Source organism: Micromonospora sp. NPDC093243 (assembly GCF_044753725.1).
Classification (GTDB): domain Bacteria; phylum Actinomycetota; class Actinomycetes; order Mycobacteriales; family Micromonosporaceae; genus Micromonospora.
In genome coordinates this window covers 384525-403408 of the sequence record NZ_JBIVNT010000003.1, presented here as the reverse complement: position 1 = coordinate 403408, position 18884 = coordinate 384525, and the positions used below count along the sequence as shown (strand labels likewise).

Sequence of the window (18884 nt, the reverse complement as noted above, 5' to 3'; positions counted from 1 at the left end):
GGGTAGGACATGGGGCTGACAGGGCACCAACCCCCGATCAGTCGAGTAGAGGAGTGAAACGCCATGGAGCGGCTCGACCCTCGAACGACCCACGGGACGCCGGACCCGCTCGTGCACGGTGGACAGGGCGCCTTCCCGGGTGACACGCCCGGCGGCGCCTTCGACCCGTGGCGCTACCGGGACGAGGCCGGCGTGACCGGCGTCGACCTGGTGGGCTACAAGGTGGAAGCGGGCGACGGCGGCATCGGCAAGGTGGACCGTGCCAGCCACGAGGTGAACTCTAGTTTCCTCGTGGTCGACACCGGTCCGTGGATCTTCGGTAAGAAGGTCATGATCCCTGCCGGCACCGTCAACCACGTCGACCACGACGAGCGGAAGGTCTACGTCGACCGGAGCAAGGACCAGATCAAGGCCGCGCCCGAGTTCGACGAGACCGCCGACACCGACCCGACATACCGGGACAAGCTCGGTGGCTACTACGGCGACACGTACTCGGCCATTCCGCCGGGTACCGCCAGGTGACGGTAGTTCCTGTTGGCCGGCCGGTGGGGCTCAGCCCCGCCGGCCGGTACCGTGTCAGGGGTGGACGCCACCGAGGTCACCCGGCACATCCCGTTCTCCGCGACGTTCAACTTCCGTGACGTCGGCGGCTACGCCGGCCACGACGGGCGCACCGTGCGCCAGGGCCGGCTCTACCGTTCCGACTCGCTGCACCGGCTGGACGAGACCGACCGGGCGGCCTTCACCGCCCTCGGCGTCCGCACGGTGGTCGACCTGCGCCGTCCGTACGAAGTGGAGCGTGACGGCCGCGTTCCCGACTGGGACGGCCTGACCTGGCGGCACATCCATCCCGAGCACGCCGAGTGGGGTGAGCGGCCGCACGAGCCGGGGACCAGCCTGGCCCGCTACCTGGCCGACCGGTACGCCGACCTCGCGCAGACCGGCACGGCCGGGGTGGCCGAGGCGATCGGGCTGATCGCCGATGCCACCAACGCCCCCGTCGTCGTGCACTGCGTGGCCGGCAAGGACCGCACCGGCATCGTCTGCGCGCTCACTCTCGCCGTGCTCGGCGTGGCCGACGACGAGATCGCCGAGGACTACGGGCTGAGCAGCGCGGCGTCGCAGCGGTACAGCGCCTGGCTCGCCGCCACCGCGCCGGACGCTGCGGAAGTGCCGGCGCCGTTCCTCGCCTCGCCGCCCGACGCGATGCGGCTCTTCCTCGCCGAACTGCGCACCGGACACGGGTCGGTCGAGGGCTACCTGCGGCACGCGGGGGTCACCGACGCCCAGCTCACCGCTCTGCGCGAGCACCTGCTCGATTAGCCCCACCCGCACCCGCAAACGGCTACGGCCCCCGCTCCCGCGAAGGGGCAGGGGCCGTGGCCAATCGGTCTCAGAGGACGCGCCGCACCCAACCGTGCGGGTCGGGGGCGTCGCCGCGCTGCAGGTCGACCAGCTGCTGGCGCAGCGCCATGGTGACCCGCCCCGGCTCGCCGCCGCCGATCAGGAACTCCCCGTCCGGGAAGCGGACCTCGCCGATCGGGGTGACGACCGCGGCGGTGCCGCACGCGAAGACCTCGCGCAGCCGGCCACTGGCCGCGTCCGCCTGCCAGTCGGCGAAGGTGATCGGCTGCTCCACGACCCGGTGCCCGGCCTCGGCGGCGAGGGTGAGCACCGACTCCCGGGTGATGCCGGGCAGGATCGTGCCGGTCAGCGGCGGCGTCACCACAGTGTTGTCGTCGTAGACGAAGAAGACGTTCATGCCGCCCAGCTCGTCGACGAACCGACGCTCCACCGCGTCCAGGAAGACCACCTGGTCGCACCCGTGCTCGATCGCCTCGGCCTGGGCGACCAGGGAGGCCGCGTAGTTGCCGCCGCACTTCGCCGCGCCGGTGCCACCAGGGGCGGCCCGGGTGTAGTCCGGAGAGACCCACACCTTCACCGGCTTGACCCCGCCGGCGAAGTACGCCCCGACCGGCGACGCGATCGCCACGTAGAGGTATTCGTTGGCCGGGCGGACGCCGAGGAAGACCTCGCTGGCGAACATGAACGGTCGCAGGTAGAGGCTGCCGTCGGCGCCGGTCGGGATCCACTCCCGGTCGATCTCGATGAGCTGACGCAGCGAGTCGACGAACGCCTCCTGCGGCAGGGCCGGCATCGCCATCCGCTGCGCCGAGGTGGCGAACCGGGCGGCGTTGGCCTCGGGCCGGAACATGGTCACCCCGCCGTCGGCGGTGCGGTACGCCTTGAGCCCCTCGAAGATCTCCTGCGCGTAGTGCAGCACGGCGGCCGCCGGGTCCATCGGGATCGGACCACGCGCCTCGACCCGGGCGTCGTACCAGCCCTTGCCGTCGGCGTAGCGGATGGTCACCATGTGATCGGTGAAGACCCGCCCGAACCCGGGGTTGGCCAGCAGAGCGGCCCGGTCCGCGGCGGATACCGGCGCGGGATTCGGACGGATCTCGAATTCGAGCTTGTCACCACCGCTCATCGCGCTGACCTCCCTGCCGGACAACGGCGTGCGGGACCGCACGCCGACTGCACTGATGCTCAGAAAACTTACCCCGAACGTTCGTTCAGCGGGTAGCGCCGCCCGGGCCGTGCGACGGCCCCGAACGGGCGGTGCCCGAAGCGCCCGCCGCCGTCGCCGTCCGACGGACCACGACGGTCGCCCGGAACAGGAACGGGCCTGCACGCCGAGGTGCGCTGCGGTTGCGCCCGGTGCGGGCCGCGCGGCCATCGAAGGCACCGCCGGGCCGGGCGGTCGCAGCCGCGCCGCCGGCGCCGCGCCGGGCTCAGGTCGCCGGAGCCCGGCCGCCCGAGCCGGGACCGGCCGAGTATTCGCGCCGGGCCGGCGTCAGCCGGCGGCGTGACCGGCGAGCCGGTCGCCCACCTCCGCGGTGCGCACCGGTACGCCCGGCGCCCGGCCGGCCAGCTCGGTGGCGACCGCGGCGGTGACTCGGGCCGCGGCGTCGCCGTGCCCGAGCTGGTCGAGCAGGAGGGCGGCGGAGAGCACGGCGGCGACCGGGTCGGCCACCCCCTGCCCGGCGATGTCCGGCGCCGAACCGTGCACCGGCTCGAACATCGAGGGGTAGCTGCCCTCCGGGTTGATGCAGCCGCTGGCCGCCAGCCCGATGCCGCCGGTCACCGCGGCGGCGATGTCGGTGAGGATGTCGCCGAAGAGGTTGTCGGTGACCACCACGTCGTAGCGCTGGGGCTGGGTGACCAGGAACATCGCCGCGGCGTCGACGTGCTGGTACTCGGTGCTCACGTCGGGGTGCTCGGCGGCGACCGCGTCGAAGGTGCGCGACCAGAGCGAGCCCGCGTGGGTCAGCACGTTGGTCTTGTGCACGAGAGTGACCTTGCGCCGCTCGCGGCGGCGGGCCCGGGCGAACGCGTCGCGGATCACCCGCTCCACCCCGTGCCGGGTGTTCAGGCTCTCCTCGGTGGCGATCTCGGCCGGGGTGTCCCGGTGCAGTGAGCCGCCGGCGCCGGCGTAGAGCCCCTCGGTGCCCTCGCGCACCACGACCAGGTCGACCTCGCCCGGCTTCACACTGCCGAGCGGGCCGGCCACCCCGGGCCAGAGCCGCGACGGGCGGAGGTTGACGTACTGGTCGAAGGCGAACCGCAGCTTGAGCAGCAGGCCGCGCTCCAGCACGCCGGGCGGCACGGTCGGATCGCCGACCGCGCCGAGCAGGATCGCGTCGTGCCCGGCCAGCTCGGCCAGCACGGAGTCGGGCAGCACCTCGCCGGTGCGGTGCCAGCGGGCGGCGCCGAGGTCGTACTCGGTGGCCTGTACGCCGGGGAGCACCGCGTCGAGAACCTTGCGGGCCTGCGCGACCACCTCGGGACCGATCCCGTCCCCGGCCACCACCGCGATCCGTGCCACGCTTGTGCTCCTCTGCTCGCCGTCCCGACCACGGTACGTCGACGTCCCGCACCCCGGTACAGATCGTCCATATCATGGGACTGCGGTATGCACAGCACTCTCCCAGGCGAGACTCATGGTGCGGTCATCTTCGCTGCTTAGCCTGGTAGTCGAGCGGGTCACGGGGGCCCGTGCCGGTGGTCGCGAGGGCGTGGCCGCCCATCGCGAGGGAGCGATTCGCCATGCGCATCGACGAGCAGCCGCGGACCCGGTGGCCCGACCTGTCCGCCTTCCGGCATCGCCGTCCGGATCTGCGGCTCGGCCCTCGTACCCCGCGGTTCGACCGGGCCGGCACGGTGACCGGCGACCGGATCGCGGTGCAGCACACCGTACAGACCGCCACGGCCGACTACACGCTGCTGCTCAACGCGCCCGACTGGCTGGGCCGGCGGGCGGTCGGTGAGGCGCTGCGGGACGCGGTCGCCGAGCTGCGCGCGATCGACCTCACCTACGGCCCTACCCGCCCGGAGAGCCTGGTCTCCCGGCTGCGCCGCGGCGAGATCAGCCCCGCGTCGTACGCCCCGCTGGCGGACCTGGTGGACCGCTGCGCCGCGATGCGGGCGGCCACCGACGGCTGGTTCGACGCCTGGGCGGTGCCCGGCGGCTTCGATCCCGGCGGTCTGCTCGGCGGCTGGGCCGTGGAGCGGGCGGCCGCCCGGCTGCGCGCCAACGGCATCCACGACTACGCCGTGGTCACCGGCGCCGACCTGGTGGTACGGGGCCACGCGGCGCACGGCGGGCCGTGGCGGGTGGCCGTGCACCATCCGACCGACCGTGACCAGACGCCGCTGGTGCTGGAGATGACCACCGGCGCGGTCGGCACCTCGGGGGTGAGCGGACGACAGGGGCACGTGGTCGACCCGCACACCGGGGAGCCGGCAGATCAGTTGCTCGCCGCGACCGTGGTGGGCCCGGACCTCGCGGTGGCCGACGCCTACGCCACCGCGCTCTACGCCGCCGGCCCGAGCGGGCTCGCGTGGTTCCGGGGTGGCTCGGACTATCGGGCGCTCTTCGCCCACCGCCGCTGAGCCCACCGCCGCTGAAAAACCGCCCGGGGCCGCGCGATCGGCCCCCACGCCCGCGGCAACGGCCGTGGGGGCCGGTCAGCGACGAGTGCGCGTGGCTCGCGCAATCGAGGGGTGCGGGCCGGTCGGGCCGAGGGTCGACCGCGCCACCCGAAGACGGGCCGACGTCCCGGACTCGGCCGGTGACCGCACCGGTACGCTAGCGAATCGACGCAACTCGACGCAAGAGTCTCCACAGCGGACCGTCCCGCCAGGAGTGTGGCAACTCAACGGCTGGCCTGCGGCGGGGCAGTTTCGACACGGTGAACGTTCAATGGCACGCTGTGCGCCGTGAGTTTCGATCTGAGCGTGTGGGCCCTGCCGGACGGGGCGACGCCTGAGGACGTGCGAGCAGCGGTGCAGCGGTGCCGGCAGGGGCAGCACGTCGACCGTCATCCCGACCCGCGCGTGGTGACGTTCTACCGGGCGATCACCGCCGCGTACCCCGACCGGCCGGCCAGGCCGGGCACCCCGTGGGAGGTCGCCCCGCTGCACGCGGCCAACGACCACATCGAGATGAACCTGTATCCGACCTGCGCGGATCAGGTGCTGCTCGACATCGAGCGGCTCGCCGGCGAGCACGGGCTGATGCTCTTCGACGCCCAGGACGGCTCGGTCTACCCGCCACCGGCCCGGCTGCCCGGCTGAGCACCGGGACCGGCAACCGGCCCCGGTACGGCGAAGGGGCCCGGCGGATCGCCGGGCCCCCCGTTGTGCTGCCGTCAGATCACTCGTCGCGCAGGTCCGCGGCGCTGGCCGCCGTCGCGCCGATCGAGTCGGCGGCGGAGGTGAGCAGGTCGGCGCCGAGCGCCTGGTCGACGGTGAGCGTCATCAGCGTCTCGCCGCCGGCCTCCCGACGGGCCACCTGCATGGCCGCGATGTTGATGCCGGCCTCGCCGAGCAGCGTGCCGACGGTGCCGACCACACCGGGGCGGTCGGCGTAGCGGAGGAAGAGCAGGATGCCCTCCGCGCCGATCTCCACGTCGAAACCGTCCACCTCGGTCAGCTTGATGACGTCGCGCGCACCGCTGGTGGTCACCGTGCCGGAGACGCTGACCGTCCGCCCGTCGGGCAGGGCGCCGCGGACGGTGACCAGCGTGGGCTGCTCGACCGTGTCGGCCTGGGTCGCCAGGGTGACCTCGACGCCGCGCTCGGCGGCCAGGTGCGGCGCGTTGACGTAGGTGACCTGCTCCTCGACCACCGAGCTGAACAGGCCCTTGGTCGCGGCGAGCTTGAGCACCGACACGTCGTGGTTGACGATCTCGCCCCGCACCTCGACGGTCACGCTGGCGGCGATCCCGCCCGCCACCGCGGTGAACGCCCGGCCGAGCTTCTCGGCCAGCGGCAGCAGCGGCCGGACGTCCTCGGCGACGACGCCGCCGGCCTGCACGTTCACCGCGTCCGGCACGAACTCGCCCTGCAACGCCAGCTTCACGCTCTTGGCCACCGCCAGGCCGGCCTTGTCCTGCGCCTCGTTGGTGGAGGCGCCCAGGTGCGGGGTGGCCACCACGTTGTCGAAGGCGAACAGCGGCGAGGAGGTGCACGGCTCCTTGGCGTAGACGTCCACGCCGGCGCCGGCGACCCGCCCCTCGGCGATCGCGTCGGCGAGGGCCTGCTCGTCGACGAGACCACCCCGGGCGGCGTTGACGATCCGGACGCCCGGCTTGACGACGGCCAGCTCCTTCTCGCCGATCAGGCCGACCGTCTCCGGCGTCTTCGGCAGGTGGATGGAGATGAAGTCGCTCTCCCGCAGCAGCTCCTCCAGGCCCACCAGGCGGACGCCGAGCTGGGCCGCACGGGCCGGCTGGATGTACGGGTCGTACGCGATGAGCCGGGTGCCGAAGGCCGCGATCCGCTGGGCGAAGAGCACGCCGATCCGGCCGAGGCCGACCACGCCGACGGTCTTGCCCTGGATCTCCACGCCGGTGTACTTGGACCGCTTCCACTCCCCCGCCTTCAGCGCGGCGCTCGCGGCGGCGGTGTTGCGGGCGACGGCGAGCAGCAGTGCGACGGCCTGCTCGGCGGCGGAGACGATGTTGGAGGTGGGGGCATTGACGACCATGACGCCCCGTGCGGTGGCGGCCGGCACCTCGACGTTGTCCAGACCCACACCGGCGCGGGCGACCACCTTGAGCCGCGGCGCGGCGGCGATCGCCTCGGCGTCGATCTGAGTGGCACTGCGGACGATGACGGCGTCGGCCTCGGCGAGCGCGGAGAGCAGGGCCGGGCGGTCGGTGCCGTCGACGTGGCGGACGTCGAAGTCGTGCGCGAGCACCTCGATGGCGGCGGGAGCGAGTTCTTCGGCGATCAGTACGACAGGATTCATCGGTCCTCGTAGCTGTAGTCAGAGCGGTCGGCCGGGGCGGTCGGACGCCGCACTGCGCCCTGCGCCGATCCGGATCATGGCCGTCAGGTGCCGGCTACGCACCTAACGCGATCGTAGGGGGCGGGCTGGCCGAGGTGCCCCGGACCGCGGGGTGAGCGCCCTCACACACCGTGTCGGCCGCCGGCCACCCGCCGTTCACCGTCACGTTGCGCCGATACAACCGCACGCGGCACCGCCAGCGGAGGAGGCGGCGTGCCTGCTCCGCCCGCCGGCCCAGGTCGATCCACCCCCGGCCCGGCCCTGGCCGAGGCGTTGGTCACCCGGTCCCACCACGTGAGCATCCGACTCGGCTTCGCGGACTGGCAGCAACGACGGCGGCCCCGGCCCGGCGCTGGGGAGAGCGCCGGGTCGGGGCCGCCGGTGGAGCGCTCGGTCGTACCCGACGACCGGACGCACCGGGGAAACGTCAGGCGGTCTCGGTGATCGGGCGGTCGACCCAGCTCATCATGCCGCGCAGCTTCCGGCCGGTCTCCTCGATCGGGTGCGCCGCGCCCTCGGCCCGCCACTTGGCGAAGTTCGGCCGGCCCGCGTCGTCCTCGGCGATCCACTCGCGGGCGAACTCGCCGGACTGGATCTCACCGAGGATCTTGCGCATCTCCTCCTTGACCCGGGCGTCGATCACGCGCGGGCCGCGAGAGAGGTCGCCGTACTCGGCGGTGTCGGAGACGCTGTAGCGCATCCGCGCGATGCCGCCCTCGTACATCAGGTCGACGATGAGCTTCAGCTCGTGCAGGCACTCGAAGTAGGCGACCTCGGGCGCGTAGCCGGCCTCGGTGAGCACCTCGAAGCCGGTCTGCACCAGCGCCGCCGCGCCGCCGCAGAGCACCGCCTGCTCACCGAAGAGGTCGGTCTCGGTCTCCTCGGTGAAGGTGGTCCGGATGGCACCGGCCCGGGTGCCGCCGATGCCCTTGGCGTACGACAGGGCCAGCGCGAAGGCGTTGCCCGAGGCGTCCTGCTCGACCGCGACCAGGCAGGGCACGCCCTTGCCGTCGACGTACTGGCGGCGGACCAGGTGCCCCGGGCCCTTCGGGGCGATCATCGCGACGTCGATCTCGGCCGGCGGCTTGATCAGGTCGTAGCGGATGTTGAAGCCGTGGCCGAAGAGGAGCGCCTTGCCCGGAGCCAGGTTGGGCGCGATCGCCTCGGTGTAGAGGCTGCGCTGGGCGGTGTCCGGGGCGAGCACCATGATCACGTCGGCCTCGGCCGCCGCCTCGGCCGGCGACACCACCCGCAGACCCTGCTCCTCGGCCTTCGGCCGGCTCTTCGAGCCCACCGGCAGGCCGATGACCACGTCGACACCGGAGTCGCGCAGCGACAGCGCATGGGCGTGGCCCTGGCTGCCGTAGCCGATGACCGCGACCTTCTTGGCCTGGATCAGGCCCAGGTCGGCGTCGTCGTCGTAGTACACCTCAACGCTCATGAAACTTCCCTTTCGTACGACGGCCCGGACGGCCCGTCGTGGTCTGTGCGGTTGGGTCGACGGCGGCCCGCGCGGGCCGCCCGTCAGGTCAGGCGGCCCGTAGCGCGGGCCCCGCGGTGATCGAACGCGAGCCGCGCCCGATCGCCACCAGCCCCGACTGGACCATCTCCTTGATGCCGAAGGGTTCGAGGTCGCGCAGCAACGCGTCCAGCTTGTCCGGCGTGCCGGTGGCTTCGATGGTCAGCGTGTCCGGAGCCACGTCGACCACCCGGGCGCGGAACAGGCTCACCGTCTCCAGCACCTGGCTGCGGGCCGCCCGGTCGGCGCGGACCTTGACCAACAGCAACTCCCGGGCCACCGAGACCTGCGGATCCAGCTCGACGATCTTGAGCACGTTGACCAGCTTGTTGAGCTGCTTGGTGACCTGCTCCAGCGGAGAGGACTCGGCGTTGACCACGATGGTGATGCGGGAGACGTCGGGGTTCTCGGTCTCGCCGACGGCCAGGCTGTCGATGTTGAACCCGCGCCGGGAGAAGAGCCCGGACACCCGGGCCAGGACACCTGGCTTGTTCTCCACCAGGACCGAAAGCGTGTGCACCGTCATGCCACGACCTCGCTTCGCTCACTCATGTCAGATGTCATTCCCGTCATGCCCTCATGGCCCTCGCTGCGCTCGGTCATGGCTACAGGTCATCCTCGTCGAAGACCGGGCGGACGCCGCGGGCGAACATGATCTCGTCGTTGCTGGTGCCGGCGGCGACCATCGGCCACACCATGGCGTCCTTGCCGACCACGAAGTCGATGACCACCGGGGCGTCGTTGATCTCCATGGCGGCCGCGATGGTCTTGTCGACGTCGGCGGCGTTCTCGCAGCGCAGCCCGACGCAGCCGAGCGCCTCGGCGAGCTTCACGAAGTCCGGGATGCGGTGCTTGTGGGTGCCCAGCTCGGTGTTGGAGTAGCGCTCGTTGTAGAAGAGCGTCTGCCACTGCCGGACCATGCCGAGGTTGCCGTTGTTGATCACGGCGATCTTGACCGGGATGCCCTCCAGGGCGCAGGTGGCCAACTCCTGGTTGGTCATCTGGAAGCAGCCGTCGCCGTCCACCGCCCAGACCACCGTGTCGGGCTTGCCGACCTTGGCGCCCATCGCCGCCGGCACGGCGTAGCCCATCGTGCCGAGACCGCCGGAGTTCAGCCAGGTGTGCGGCTTCTCGTAGGAGATGAACTGGGAGGCCCACATCTGGTGCTGGCCCACCCCGGCCACGTAGATCGCGTCCGGGCCGGCGATCTCGCCCAGCCGCTTGATCACGTACTGCGGGGAGAGCGTGCCGTCGGCCGGCTCGTCGTAGCCCAGCGGGTAGCGGTTGCGCAGGTCCTCGAGCTGGGTCCACCAGTCGGCGAGGTCGGCGGTGTGTCCGGCCGACTGCTCGGCGCCGACCGCGGCGATGAGCTCGTCGATGACGTGCCGGGCGTCGCCGACGATCGGCACGTCCGCGTGCCGGTTCTTGCCGATCTCGGCCGGGTCGATGTCGGCGTGCACCACCGCCGCGTCGGGGGCGAAGGACTCCAGTTGGCCGGTCACCCGGTCGTCGAAGCGCGCGCCCAGCGCCACGATGAGGTCCGCCTTCTGCAGCCCGTAAACCGCGGAGACCGTGCCGTGCATGCCGGGCATGCCGAGGTGCTGCGGGTGCGAGTCGGGGAAGGCGCCCAACGCCATCAGCGTGGTGACCACCGGGATGCCGGTCAGCTCGGCGAGGCGGCGCAGCCCCTCGGTGGCGCCGGCCTTGAGCACCCCGCCGCCGACGTAGAGCACCGGCCGGCGGGCCGTGGTCATCAGCCGGGCCGCCTCCCGGATCTGCTTGCCGTGCGGGTGCAGGGTCGGCCGGTAGCCGGGCAGATCCAGGGTCGGCGGCCAGCTGAAGGTGGTCGACGCCTGGAGCACGTCCTTGGGGATGTCGACCAGCACCGGTCCGGGCCGCCCGGTGCTCGCCAGGTGGAACGCCTCGGCCAGCACCTGCGGGATCTCCTCGGCGTTCTGCACGAGGAAGTTGTGCTTGGTGATCGGCAGGGTGATGCCCTGGATGTCCGCCTCCTGGAAGGCGTCCGTGCCGATCGAGGGCCGGGCCACCTGGCCGGTGATCGCCACCATCGGCACCGAGTCCATGTAGGCGTCGGCGATCGGGGTGACCAGGTTGGTCGCGCCCGGGCCGGAGGTGGCGATGCAGACGCCGACCCGGCCGGTGGCCTGCGCGTAGCCGGTCGCCGCATGCCCCGCGCCCTGCTCGTGGCGGACCAGGATGTGCCGGACGGAGGAGTCGTAGAGCGGGTCGTAGGCCGGCAGGATCGCGCCGCCCGGGATGCCGAAGACGACCTCGACGCCGAGCGCCTCGAGGGACCGCACGAGCGAACCGGCCCCGGAGAGCTGAGCCGGCGCGGGTGTCCGTACCGCCGGGGCGGCCGGCGTGGCGGCGGCGCGGGCGGCGGGCTCGGCGTCGATCGCCGGCCCGGTGGCCGCGCGGGCCCGCCGGGCGGAGTGGGCGAGTGTCTCTGGCGTGGGTCTCGTCATGGCGGTTCAGGCCTTCGGCTGGAGTGGGTGCGGCTGGTGGAGCGGATGGGGACCCGGGCGGAGCCCGTCCCTGGGAGATCCGACGGCAATAAAAACGGCCCACGTGCAGATGCACGGGGCCAGCGCACTCTCGATGAGGGAGAGTGCGCTCAGATAAGTACTCGCAGCGACCGGTACGACGACATGGGCTCAAGCCTGACGCATCTCACGCGATGAGTCAACTGATCCCACATGTTGGTCAACGGATGTCGGCGCGTCGGCCCGCGACGCGCCCTCGGCGGCCGGTGTGAGCTGCCCGGACCCGGCCTGCGGGGAGCGCTGGGCGGGCAACGCGGTGGTCCGGATGGCGGGCGGTACGGCGCGGACGCCCGGGGGCGCCGGCCGGGCGCCGGGCGAGGTGGCCGCCTCCAGCATCGCCTCCAGATGCTCGGCCGGTACGCCCCAACCGAAGAGCGCGCCCTGGCCGAACCGGCAGCCGGCGGCCACCACCGCGGCCAGCTCGGTGGGGGTGGTCACCCCCTCGGCGATGACCTCCAGACCGAGCTGGTGACCGAGGCGCATCACGATGTCGACCATCGGCGCGAACGCCGGGCCGTCGCGTCCCACCGGGCGAACCGGCTCGTGCTCGGCGACCAGGCTGTGGTCGATCTTCAGGATGTCGATCGGCAGCCGGCGCAACTGCCCCAGCGAGGAGTAGCCGGCGCCGAAGTCGTCCAACGCGATCCGGACCCCGGTCCGCCGCAGCGCGGTCAGCCGCCGGATCAGCTCGTCGAGGTCGGTGGCGACGGCGTGCTCGGTCACCTCGAGCACCAGCCGCTGCGGCGGCACGTGGTGCGCGCGCAACGCATCGGCGACCAGCACGACGTACTCCGGGGCGTGCAGTTCCCGGGGAGAGACGTTCACCGAGACCCAGACGTCGTGCCCGTCGGCGAGCCAGCGGGAGAGCTGGTAGCAGGCCTGGTGCAGCACCCAGGCGCCGAGCTTGGCGATCATCCCGCACTCCTCGGCGAGGGGGATGAACTCGTCCGGGCGGACGTTGCCCAGCTCCGGGTGGTGCCAGCGGAGCAGCGCCTCGGCGCCGACCGGGCGTACCGAGGGCAGCGAGGCGACCGGCTGGAAGGCCAGCCGCAGCTCGTCGCGCTCGATCGCGCCACGCAGCTCGTGCTCCAGCGTGGTGCGCCGGCGCAGCAGCTGGTCGTACGCGGCGTCGTAGCGCTCGATCCGGTTCTTGCCGCGCTGCTTGGCGTAGCGCAGCGCCAGATCTGCGTGGCGCTGCAACAGCTCCACGTCGGGCTCGCCGGCCCAGCCGGCCATCCCGATGCTCACCGACAGGAAGACCGGCCCGTCCACCTCGTCGTAGGTGCGGCCGAGCACCGCCAACAGTCGCTCGGCCACCCGCTCGGCCTCGGCCGGGCGGCCGTGCATCAGCACCGCGAACTCGTCACCGCCGAGCCGGGCGGCCACGTCGCCGGGGCGCAGGTTGCCGCCCAGCCGCCGGCCCACCTCGGCCAGCACCGCGTCGCCCACGTCGTGCCCGCGCATATCGTTGACGTTCTTGAAGCCGTCCAGGTCGAGGCCGAGCAGCACGCAGTCGGAGCCCGCCTCGGCGCAACGGTGCAGTGCCCGCAGCAGCCCGCGCCGGTTGGCCAACCCGGTCAGCGGGTCGGTGTGCGCCAGCTCGCGGAAGTGCGCCTCGCGCTCGGCCAGCCGCCCGGCGTAGCCCCGCACGTCGCGCAGGGTGAGGGCCTGCCGGGCCACCAGGGCGAAGCCCTCGACCGTGCCGGCGATGATGCCGAGCGCGCCGAACCGGCCGTCCTGGAGGAGGTGGTAGATCGCCGAGGCGGCCATGGCGAACATCGGCAGGATCGCGTAGTCGCCGTCGCGATTGATCAGATCCGGCTCGACCGGGCGCGGGCGATCGAGCCGACGGACCGAGAGCGCGGCGGCCAGCAGGCCGGCGGCGAGCAGCCCGGCACCGATCAGCACCATCGCCGGGCCGGCCTGGCAGAGCCCGGCGGCGACGCCGAGCCCGCCGCAGGTGACCGCGGCGATGCCGGCGGCGAGGGCGGCCAGCTGGTGGCGCGGCGCGGCGGCTCGGAAGACCACGATCGGTCCCAGCCCGGCGGCCAGCGCCGCGCTGACCGTCGCGAGCAGGATCGGCGCGCAGGCCATCGGGGTGGCGTCGCCGAGCAGCCGGGTCGGCTCGGAGAGGAGCACCCAACCGACGAACCAGAGCGCGGCGGCCGCGGTCAACCCGTCGAGGGCGAGTCGTACGGTCGCCGCCGCGGTGGGGGCCACCCCCGGCAGCCGGAGCAGCCCGGCGAGGAAGACCAACCCGCTGGCCGCCGTACCGACCGATATCAGCGTCGCCCAACCGGTGCGCTGCTCCTGCGCGTGCGCCCAGTGCGGGCCGGCGTCGAGCGCCGCGCCGAGCCCGGTCAGCAGGCTGGCCAGGGCCAGCCCGGCACCCGCCGCGAGCAGCACGAGCGCCGGGCGGTGCCGGCCGGTGCGCCGCCGGGCGGCGACCACCAGCAGCGCGGTGGCCGAGGCGGCGACGAGCCAGCTCAGCGCCGCGACGGCGGCCGTGCCCGGGGCGAGATGCACGCCCTCAACTCTGCCGGACGAGCGCCCGTGATGGGGGGCCGGGTGTGCATCTGTTGGGACACGGCGCCCACGCACGACCGGGGCGCCCGCGGCGGTGCAAGACTGGTACGCATGCCTGAGCTGCGGTCGAAGACCTCCACGCACGGTCGGACGATGGCCGGCGCCCGGGCCCTCTGGCGGGCCACCGGGATGACCGACGACGACTTCGGTAAGCCGATCGTCGCCATCGCGAACAGTTTCACCCAGTTCGTGCCGGGTCACGTACACCTCAAGGACATGGGCGGCCTGGTCGCGGACGCGGTGGCCGAGGCCGGTGGGGTCGGTCGGGAGTTCAACACCATCGCCGTCGACGACGGCATCGCGATGGGGCACGGCGGCATGCTCTACTCGCTGCCCAGCCGGGAGCTGATCGCCGACGCGGTGGAGTACATGGTCAACGCGCACTGCGCGGACGCCCTGGTCTGCATCTCCAACTGCGACAAGATCACTCCAGGCATGCTGCTCGCCGCGCTCCGGCTCAACATCCCCACCGTCTTCGTCTCCGGCGGCCCGATGGAGGCCGGCAAGACGGTCGCGATCGAGGGGATCGTGCACAGCAAGATCGATCTGATCGACGCGATGATCGCCTCGTCGAACGAGGCGGTCACCGACGAACAGCTCGGCGAGATCGAGCGCTCGGCCTGCCCGACCTGCGGCTCCTGCTCCGGGATGTTCACCGCCAACTCGATGAACTGCCTGACCGAGGCGATCGGGCTGGCGCTGCCCGGCAACGGGTCGACGCTGGCCACCCACGCCGCGCGCAAGTCGCTCTTCGTGGAGGCCGGCCGCACCGTCGTGGAGATCGCCAAGCGGTGGTACGACCAGGACGACGCCTCGGTGCTGCCCCGCGCGGTCGCCTCGAAGGCCGCGTTCGAGAACGCGGTGGCGCTGGACGTGGCGATGGGCGGCTCCACCAACACGGTGCTGCACCTGCTCGCCGCCGCCCGCGAGGCCGAGCTCGACTTCGGCGTGGCCGACATCGACGCAATCTCCCGGCGGGTGCCCTGCCTGGCCAAGGTCGCCCCGAACTCGCCGATGTACCACATGGAAGACGTGCACCGGGCCGGCGGAATCCCGGCCATCCTCGGCGAACTGGACCGCGCCGGCCAGCTCAACCGGGACGTGCACGCGGTGCACTCCCCCTCGCTCGCCCAGTGGCTCACCGACTGGGACGTCCGGGGCGGCTCCCCGCGGCCCGACGCGGTCGAGCTGTTCCACGCCGCGCCCGGCGGGGTCCGGACCACCGAGCCCTTCTCCACCGTCAACCGCTGGTCGTCGCTGGACACCGACGCGGCCGGCGGCTGCATCCGGGATCGGGAGCACGCCTACTCCGCCGACGGCGGGCTGGCCATCCTGCACGGCAACCTCGCGCCGGACGGCTGCGTGGTGAAGACCGCCGGGGTGCCCGAGGAGTGCCTGACCTTCCGCGGCCCGGCGAAGGTCTACGAATCCCAGGACGACGCCGTGACGGCGATCCTGGCCAAGCAGGTCGTCGCCGGCGACGTGGTGGTGATCCGGTACGAGGGGCCGAAGGGCGGCCCGGGCATGCAGGAGATGCTCTACCCCACCTCGTTCCTCAAGGGCCGCGGGCTCGGCCGGGCCTGCGCGCTGTTGACCGACGGGCGGTTCTCCGGCGGCACCTCGGGGCTCTCCATCGGGCACGCCTCGCCCGAGGCCGCCTCCGGCGGGCTGATCGCGCTGGTCCAGGAGGGCGACGAGATCGTCATCGACATCCCGGGGCGGTCCATCGAGTTGAACGTGCCCGATGAGGTGCTCCAGGCCCGCCGGGTCGCCGAGGAGAAGCGCGACCGCCCCTACACCCCGGCCGACCGGCAGCGCCCGGTCTCCGCGGCGCTGCGGGCGTACGCCTCGATGGCCACCTCGGCCAGTGACGGCGCCTACCGGCGCGTCCCCGAGTAGACGCGCACGAGGCCCCTGTCGCCGCTTCCCTGGGCGGCAGGGGCCCGAGGTCGCCTCAGTACCCGAACAGGGCGACGGCGAGCGACGTCAGCGCGGCGACCAGCAGCACGGCGCCGGTGCCCAGCCCGACCACCGCGCTCACCGTGACGGCCCGGGCCCGGGCCACCGGCACGGCCGCCAGCGCCACCGCCGTCACCAGAGCCGCGACCAGGTGGATCAGCGGATAGTCGAGCAGCGCCGCGACCGGGGACAGGTGCACCCCCACCACGAGCGCGACCCAGACCGGGATCAGGTCCTTGCGGCGGCGCAGGGCGAGCAGGCCGGCCCCGAGCGCGGCGAGAGCGAACTCGACGCCCACGACGAGGCCGAAGGTGCGGCTGGTGTCGGCGTCGAAGACCGTGCCGTCCGACCAGTGCCGCCCGGCGAGAACTCCACCGGCTGCCGCCGTGAGCAGCGAGAGAACCGATCCGACGGCGAGCGGCGTCCGCCACCTGCGCGGCGGTGCTTCCTGCGCCCAACCGAACCAACTGGACGCGAAGAAGCCGAAGACGAAGGCGGTGGCCGCCGCGTCACGAATGTGGTCCGCGATCATGATTCTCCTCCGGTGCTGCGCCGTGCGGGGGTGATCCGGGGGTCGGCCGTCTGGCGCGGGCGTCGGTCCCGATCTTGGCAGGCCCTCGCTCGGGCACCGGTACCTTGCGAGCCCAGGAAGCGATCATGAGTTACGCGCCAACGAGCCGGCCTACCCGGTGCTCTCGCCCGAGGAGCGGCTGGAGCTGCTGGCCGGGCCGGGCGCCCTGCCCAGCTGATCCACGCCACCGTCCGGGTTGGACCGGACGGTTCCGGTCAGCCGGGGTCGACGATCCGGTCGATGACCAGCTGCGCGGCGCCCATGATGCCGACGTCCGGGCCGGCGACGACCCGCTCGATGAGCAATGCCTGGGTGGCCAGCGGCAGGCAGCGCTCGTAGAGGGTGGCCCGCATGCTGGCCAGCAGGGGCTCACACTCGGCCAGCCGACCGCCGATCGCGACCACCTGCGGGTTGAAGAAGTTGACCACCACGGCGAGGATCTCGCCGATCGATCGGCCGGCCCGGCGGGCCAGCGCGGTGGCGTGCCGGTCGCCGTCGTCGATCAGCCGCATCACGCCGCTCAGGTTCTCCACCGGTACGCCCTGCTCGCGCAGCGCGGCGACCAGGGCGGCCCCGCTGGCCACCGCCTCCAGGCAGCCGGTGTTGCCGCAGCTGCACAGCGGCCCCGGATCGGCGACCACCCGACAGTGGCTGATGTCCCCGGCGGAGCCCTGGGCGCCCCGGTGCAGTCGCCGACCGGAGATGACACCGGCGCCGATGCCGGTGCCGGCCTTGACGTAGACGGCGTGGTCGAGCTCGGGATGGGTGAACCGGTGCTCGCCGAGCGCCATCAGGTTGGCGTCGTTGTCGACGACGACCGGCACCTCGGTCCGCTCGGCGCAGAAGGCACGCACGTCGAAGCCGTTCCAGCCGGGCATCCGGGAGGGGCTGACGATCCGGCCGGTGTCGAAGTGCACCGGGCCGGGAATGCCGATGCCGATGCCGCGCAGCCCGCCGGCGGTGGCGCCGCCCCGCTGGCCGGGTACCGGCGCGGCGGGCCGGGGCGCCAGCGCGGCGATCTCGTCGAGCAGCGCGCCGAGGACGGCCTCCGGCCCGTCTTCGATGCGGATCGGCCGGGACCGGACCTCGACGACCCGCCCGGTGAGGTCGAGGGTGCCGAGGCGGGCGTGGTGCGCGCCCAGGTCGATCGCGCCGACCAGTGCGTCGCCGGTGGGCACCGCGAGCTGGCGGGGACGGCGCCCGCCCCGGGACTTTCCGTCGCCGGTTTCCTGGAGCAGACCTTCGCTGATCAGCGCCTCGACCCGTAGGGAGACGGTGGACGGCGACAGCCCGGAGAGCCGGGCGAGATCCGCCCGGCTGACCGCCGCTCCGCTGGACACCAACCGGAGCAGCTCGCGGGGGCCGCCCCGCGGGCTGTCCCGCGCGGCGTCGTCGATCGTCACGCCAGGTTCTTAGCATCCGAGCTTTGTTCTAGCAAGCGGTTGACTTGGTTTTGATCCTCGCATTAGATGGCACCGTTGATTCGAAATGAACAGATCTTTGTTCGACTGTTGCAGGAAGTGAGGCGGGCGATGGCACCGACGGCGGCACCCGGTCTCGCGGACCGGGCCGGGCCCACCCGGCCGGATCGGCCGATGGTGGCCGTCCACGGCCTGCAGAAGTGGTTCGGCCCGCTGCACGTGCTCAAGGAGATCGACCTCACGGTGGCCGCCGGTGAGGTGGTGGTCGTCGTCGGCCCGTCCGGATCCGGCAAGTCGACCCTCTGCCGCTGCCTCAACCGGTTGGCCGTCGCCGACGCCGGCAGCGTCGAGATCGACGGTGAGCCGTTGCCGGCCGAGGGGCGGAAGCTGGCCCGGCTCCGTGCCGACGTGGGCATGGTCTTCCAGTCCTTCAACCTGTTCGGCCACCGCACCGTGCTGGAGAACGTCATGCTCGGCCCGGTGCGGGTCCGCCGGACGCCGAAGGCCGCGGCGCGTGAGCGGGCCCTCGCCCTGCTCGACCGGGTCGGCATCGCCGACAAGGCCGACCACTACCCCGCGCAGCTCTCCGGCGGTCAGCAGCAGCGCGCGGCGATCGCCCGCGCCCTCGCCATGCGGCCCAAGGTGCTGCTATTCGACGAGCCGACGTCGGCCCTCGACCCGGAGATGGTCAACGAGGTCCTGGACGTGATGGTCTCCCTGGCGGCTGAGGGGATGACCATGATCGTGGTGACCCACGAGATGGGCTTCGCCCGCCGCGCCGCGGACCGGGTCGTCTTCATGGACGACGGCCGGATCGTCGAGTCCGGCAGCCCCGACGCGTTCTTCGCCGCCCCACGCACCGAGCGGGCGCGCGACTTCCTTTCCAAGATCCTCCAGCACTGACCCC

The 18884-nt window shown here is 72.8% G+C and carries 15 protein-coding genes; 6 read left to right on the top strand and 9 right to left on the bottom strand.

Annotated elements, in window-relative coordinates; translation table 11 throughout:
• The first annotated feature begins 63 nt into the window (after positions 1–63).
• Positions 64–522 carry a PRC-barrel domain-containing protein gene (locus tag ACIP9D_RS11480; RefSeq protein WP_350869542.1) on the top strand — a complete coding sequence of 153 codons (459 nt, stop codon included), beginning with the start codon at positions 64–66 and terminating at the stop codon, positions 520–522.
• A 60-nt stretch (positions 523–582) separates the two neighbouring features.
• Positions 583–1323 carry a tyrosine-protein phosphatase gene (locus tag ACIP9D_RS11475; RefSeq protein WP_350869540.1) on the top strand — a complete coding sequence of 247 codons (741 nt, stop codon included), beginning with the start codon at positions 583–585 and terminating at the stop codon, positions 1321–1323.
• A gap of 70 nt (positions 1324–1393) precedes the next feature.
• Here the strand turns inward: ACIP9D_RS11475 and ACIP9D_RS11470 are convergent, their stop codons facing one another.
• Both ACIP9D_RS11470 and ACIP9D_RS11465 read right to left on the bottom strand, forming a co-directional pair.
• Positions 1394–2491, bottom strand: a complete 1098-nt coding sequence (locus ACIP9D_RS11470) for a branched-chain amino acid aminotransferase (protein WP_350869538.1) — start codon at positions 2489–2491, stop codon at positions 1394–1396.
• A 366-nt stretch (positions 2492–2857) separates the two neighbouring features.
• Entirely contained in the window at positions 2858–3889 is a 1032-nt protein-coding gene (locus ACIP9D_RS11465; RefSeq protein WP_350869536.1) for a 3-isopropylmalate dehydrogenase, read from the bottom strand.
• Between the two features lie 221 nt (positions 3890–4110).
• On the opposite strand from ACIP9D_RS11465, the gene ACIP9D_RS11460 reads away from it, so the two are divergent.
• The gene (locus ACIP9D_RS11460; protein WP_350869535.1) at positions 4111–4956 is read left to right on the top strand and encodes an FAD:protein FMN transferase; all 846 of its coding nucleotides are present in this window, start codon (positions 4111–4113) and stop codon (positions 4954–4956) included.
• Positions 4957–5283: 327 nt separating this feature from the next.
• Positions 5284–5640, top strand: a complete 357-nt coding sequence (locus ACIP9D_RS11455) for a hypothetical protein (RefSeq protein WP_350869534.1) — start codon at positions 5284–5286, stop codon at positions 5638–5640.
• A 79-nt stretch (positions 5641–5719) separates the two neighbouring features.
• On the opposite strand, the gene serA is transcribed toward ACIP9D_RS11455, so the two are convergent.
• The 5 genes from serA to ACIP9D_RS11430 all read right to left on the bottom strand — a co-directional run bounded on the left by serA (position 5720) and on the right by ACIP9D_RS11430 (position 13966).
• Positions 5720–7318: a phosphoglycerate dehydrogenase gene (gene serA / locus ACIP9D_RS11450; RefSeq protein ID WP_350869533.1), complete on the bottom strand. Its 1599-nt coding sequence runs from the start codon at positions 7316–7318 to the stop codon at positions 5720–5722.
• Between the two features lie 466 nt (positions 7319–7784).
• Positions 7785–8798 carry a ketol-acid reductoisomerase gene (gene ilvC, locus ACIP9D_RS11445; protein WP_350869531.1) on the bottom strand — a complete coding sequence of 338 codons (1014 nt, stop codon included), beginning with the start codon at positions 8796–8798 and terminating at the stop codon, positions 7785–7787.
• Between the two features lie 88 nt (positions 8799–8886).
• The gene (gene ilvN, locus ACIP9D_RS11440; RefSeq protein WP_350869528.1) at positions 8887–9402 is read right to left on the bottom strand and encodes an acetolactate synthase small subunit; all 516 of its coding nucleotides are present in this window, start codon (positions 9400–9402) and stop codon (positions 8887–8889) included.
• A gap of 79 nt (positions 9403–9481) precedes the next feature.
• Positions 9482–11362: an acetolactate synthase large subunit gene (locus ACIP9D_RS11435; RefSeq protein ID WP_350869525.1), complete on the bottom strand. Its 1881-nt coding sequence runs from the start codon at positions 11360–11362 to the stop codon at positions 9482–9484.
• 189 nt (positions 11363–11551) lie between these two features.
• Complete coding sequence (locus tag ACIP9D_RS11430) at positions 11552–13966, bottom strand: bifunctional diguanylate cyclase/phosphodiesterase (RefSeq protein WP_350869523.1); 2415 nt, start codon at positions 13964–13966, stop codon at positions 11552–11554.
• Positions 13967–14077: 111 nt separating this feature from the next.
• Here ACIP9D_RS11430 and ilvD point away from each other — a divergent pair, with 111 nt between their 5' ends.
• Complete coding sequence (ilvD, locus tag ACIP9D_RS11425) at positions 14078–15925, top strand: dihydroxy-acid dehydratase (protein WP_350869521.1); 1848 nt, start codon at positions 14078–14080, stop codon at positions 15923–15925.
• 55 nt (positions 15926–15980) lie between these two features.
• Here the strand turns inward: ilvD and ACIP9D_RS11420 are convergent, their stop codons facing one another.
• Both ACIP9D_RS11420 and ACIP9D_RS11415 read right to left on the bottom strand, forming a co-directional pair.
• Positions 15981–16517 (bottom strand): hypothetical protein, encoded by a 537-nt coding sequence (locus ACIP9D_RS11420; RefSeq protein ID WP_350869518.1) that lies wholly within the window; start codon positions 16515–16517, stop codon positions 15981–15983.
• 254 nt (positions 16518–16771) lie between these two features.
• Positions 16772–17959, bottom strand: coding sequence for an ROK family transcriptional regulator (locus ACIP9D_RS11415; protein WP_350869517.1), 1188 nt, complete (start codon positions 17957–17959; stop codon positions 16772–16774).
• 192 nt (positions 17960–18151) lie between these two features.
• On the opposite strand from ACIP9D_RS11415, the gene ACIP9D_RS11410 reads away from it, so the two are divergent.
• Positions 18152–18880, top strand: a complete 729-nt coding sequence (locus ACIP9D_RS11410; protein ID WP_350869515.1) for an amino acid ABC transporter ATP-binding protein — start codon at positions 18152–18154, stop codon at positions 18878–18880.
• Positions 18881–18884: the final 4 nt, after the last annotated feature.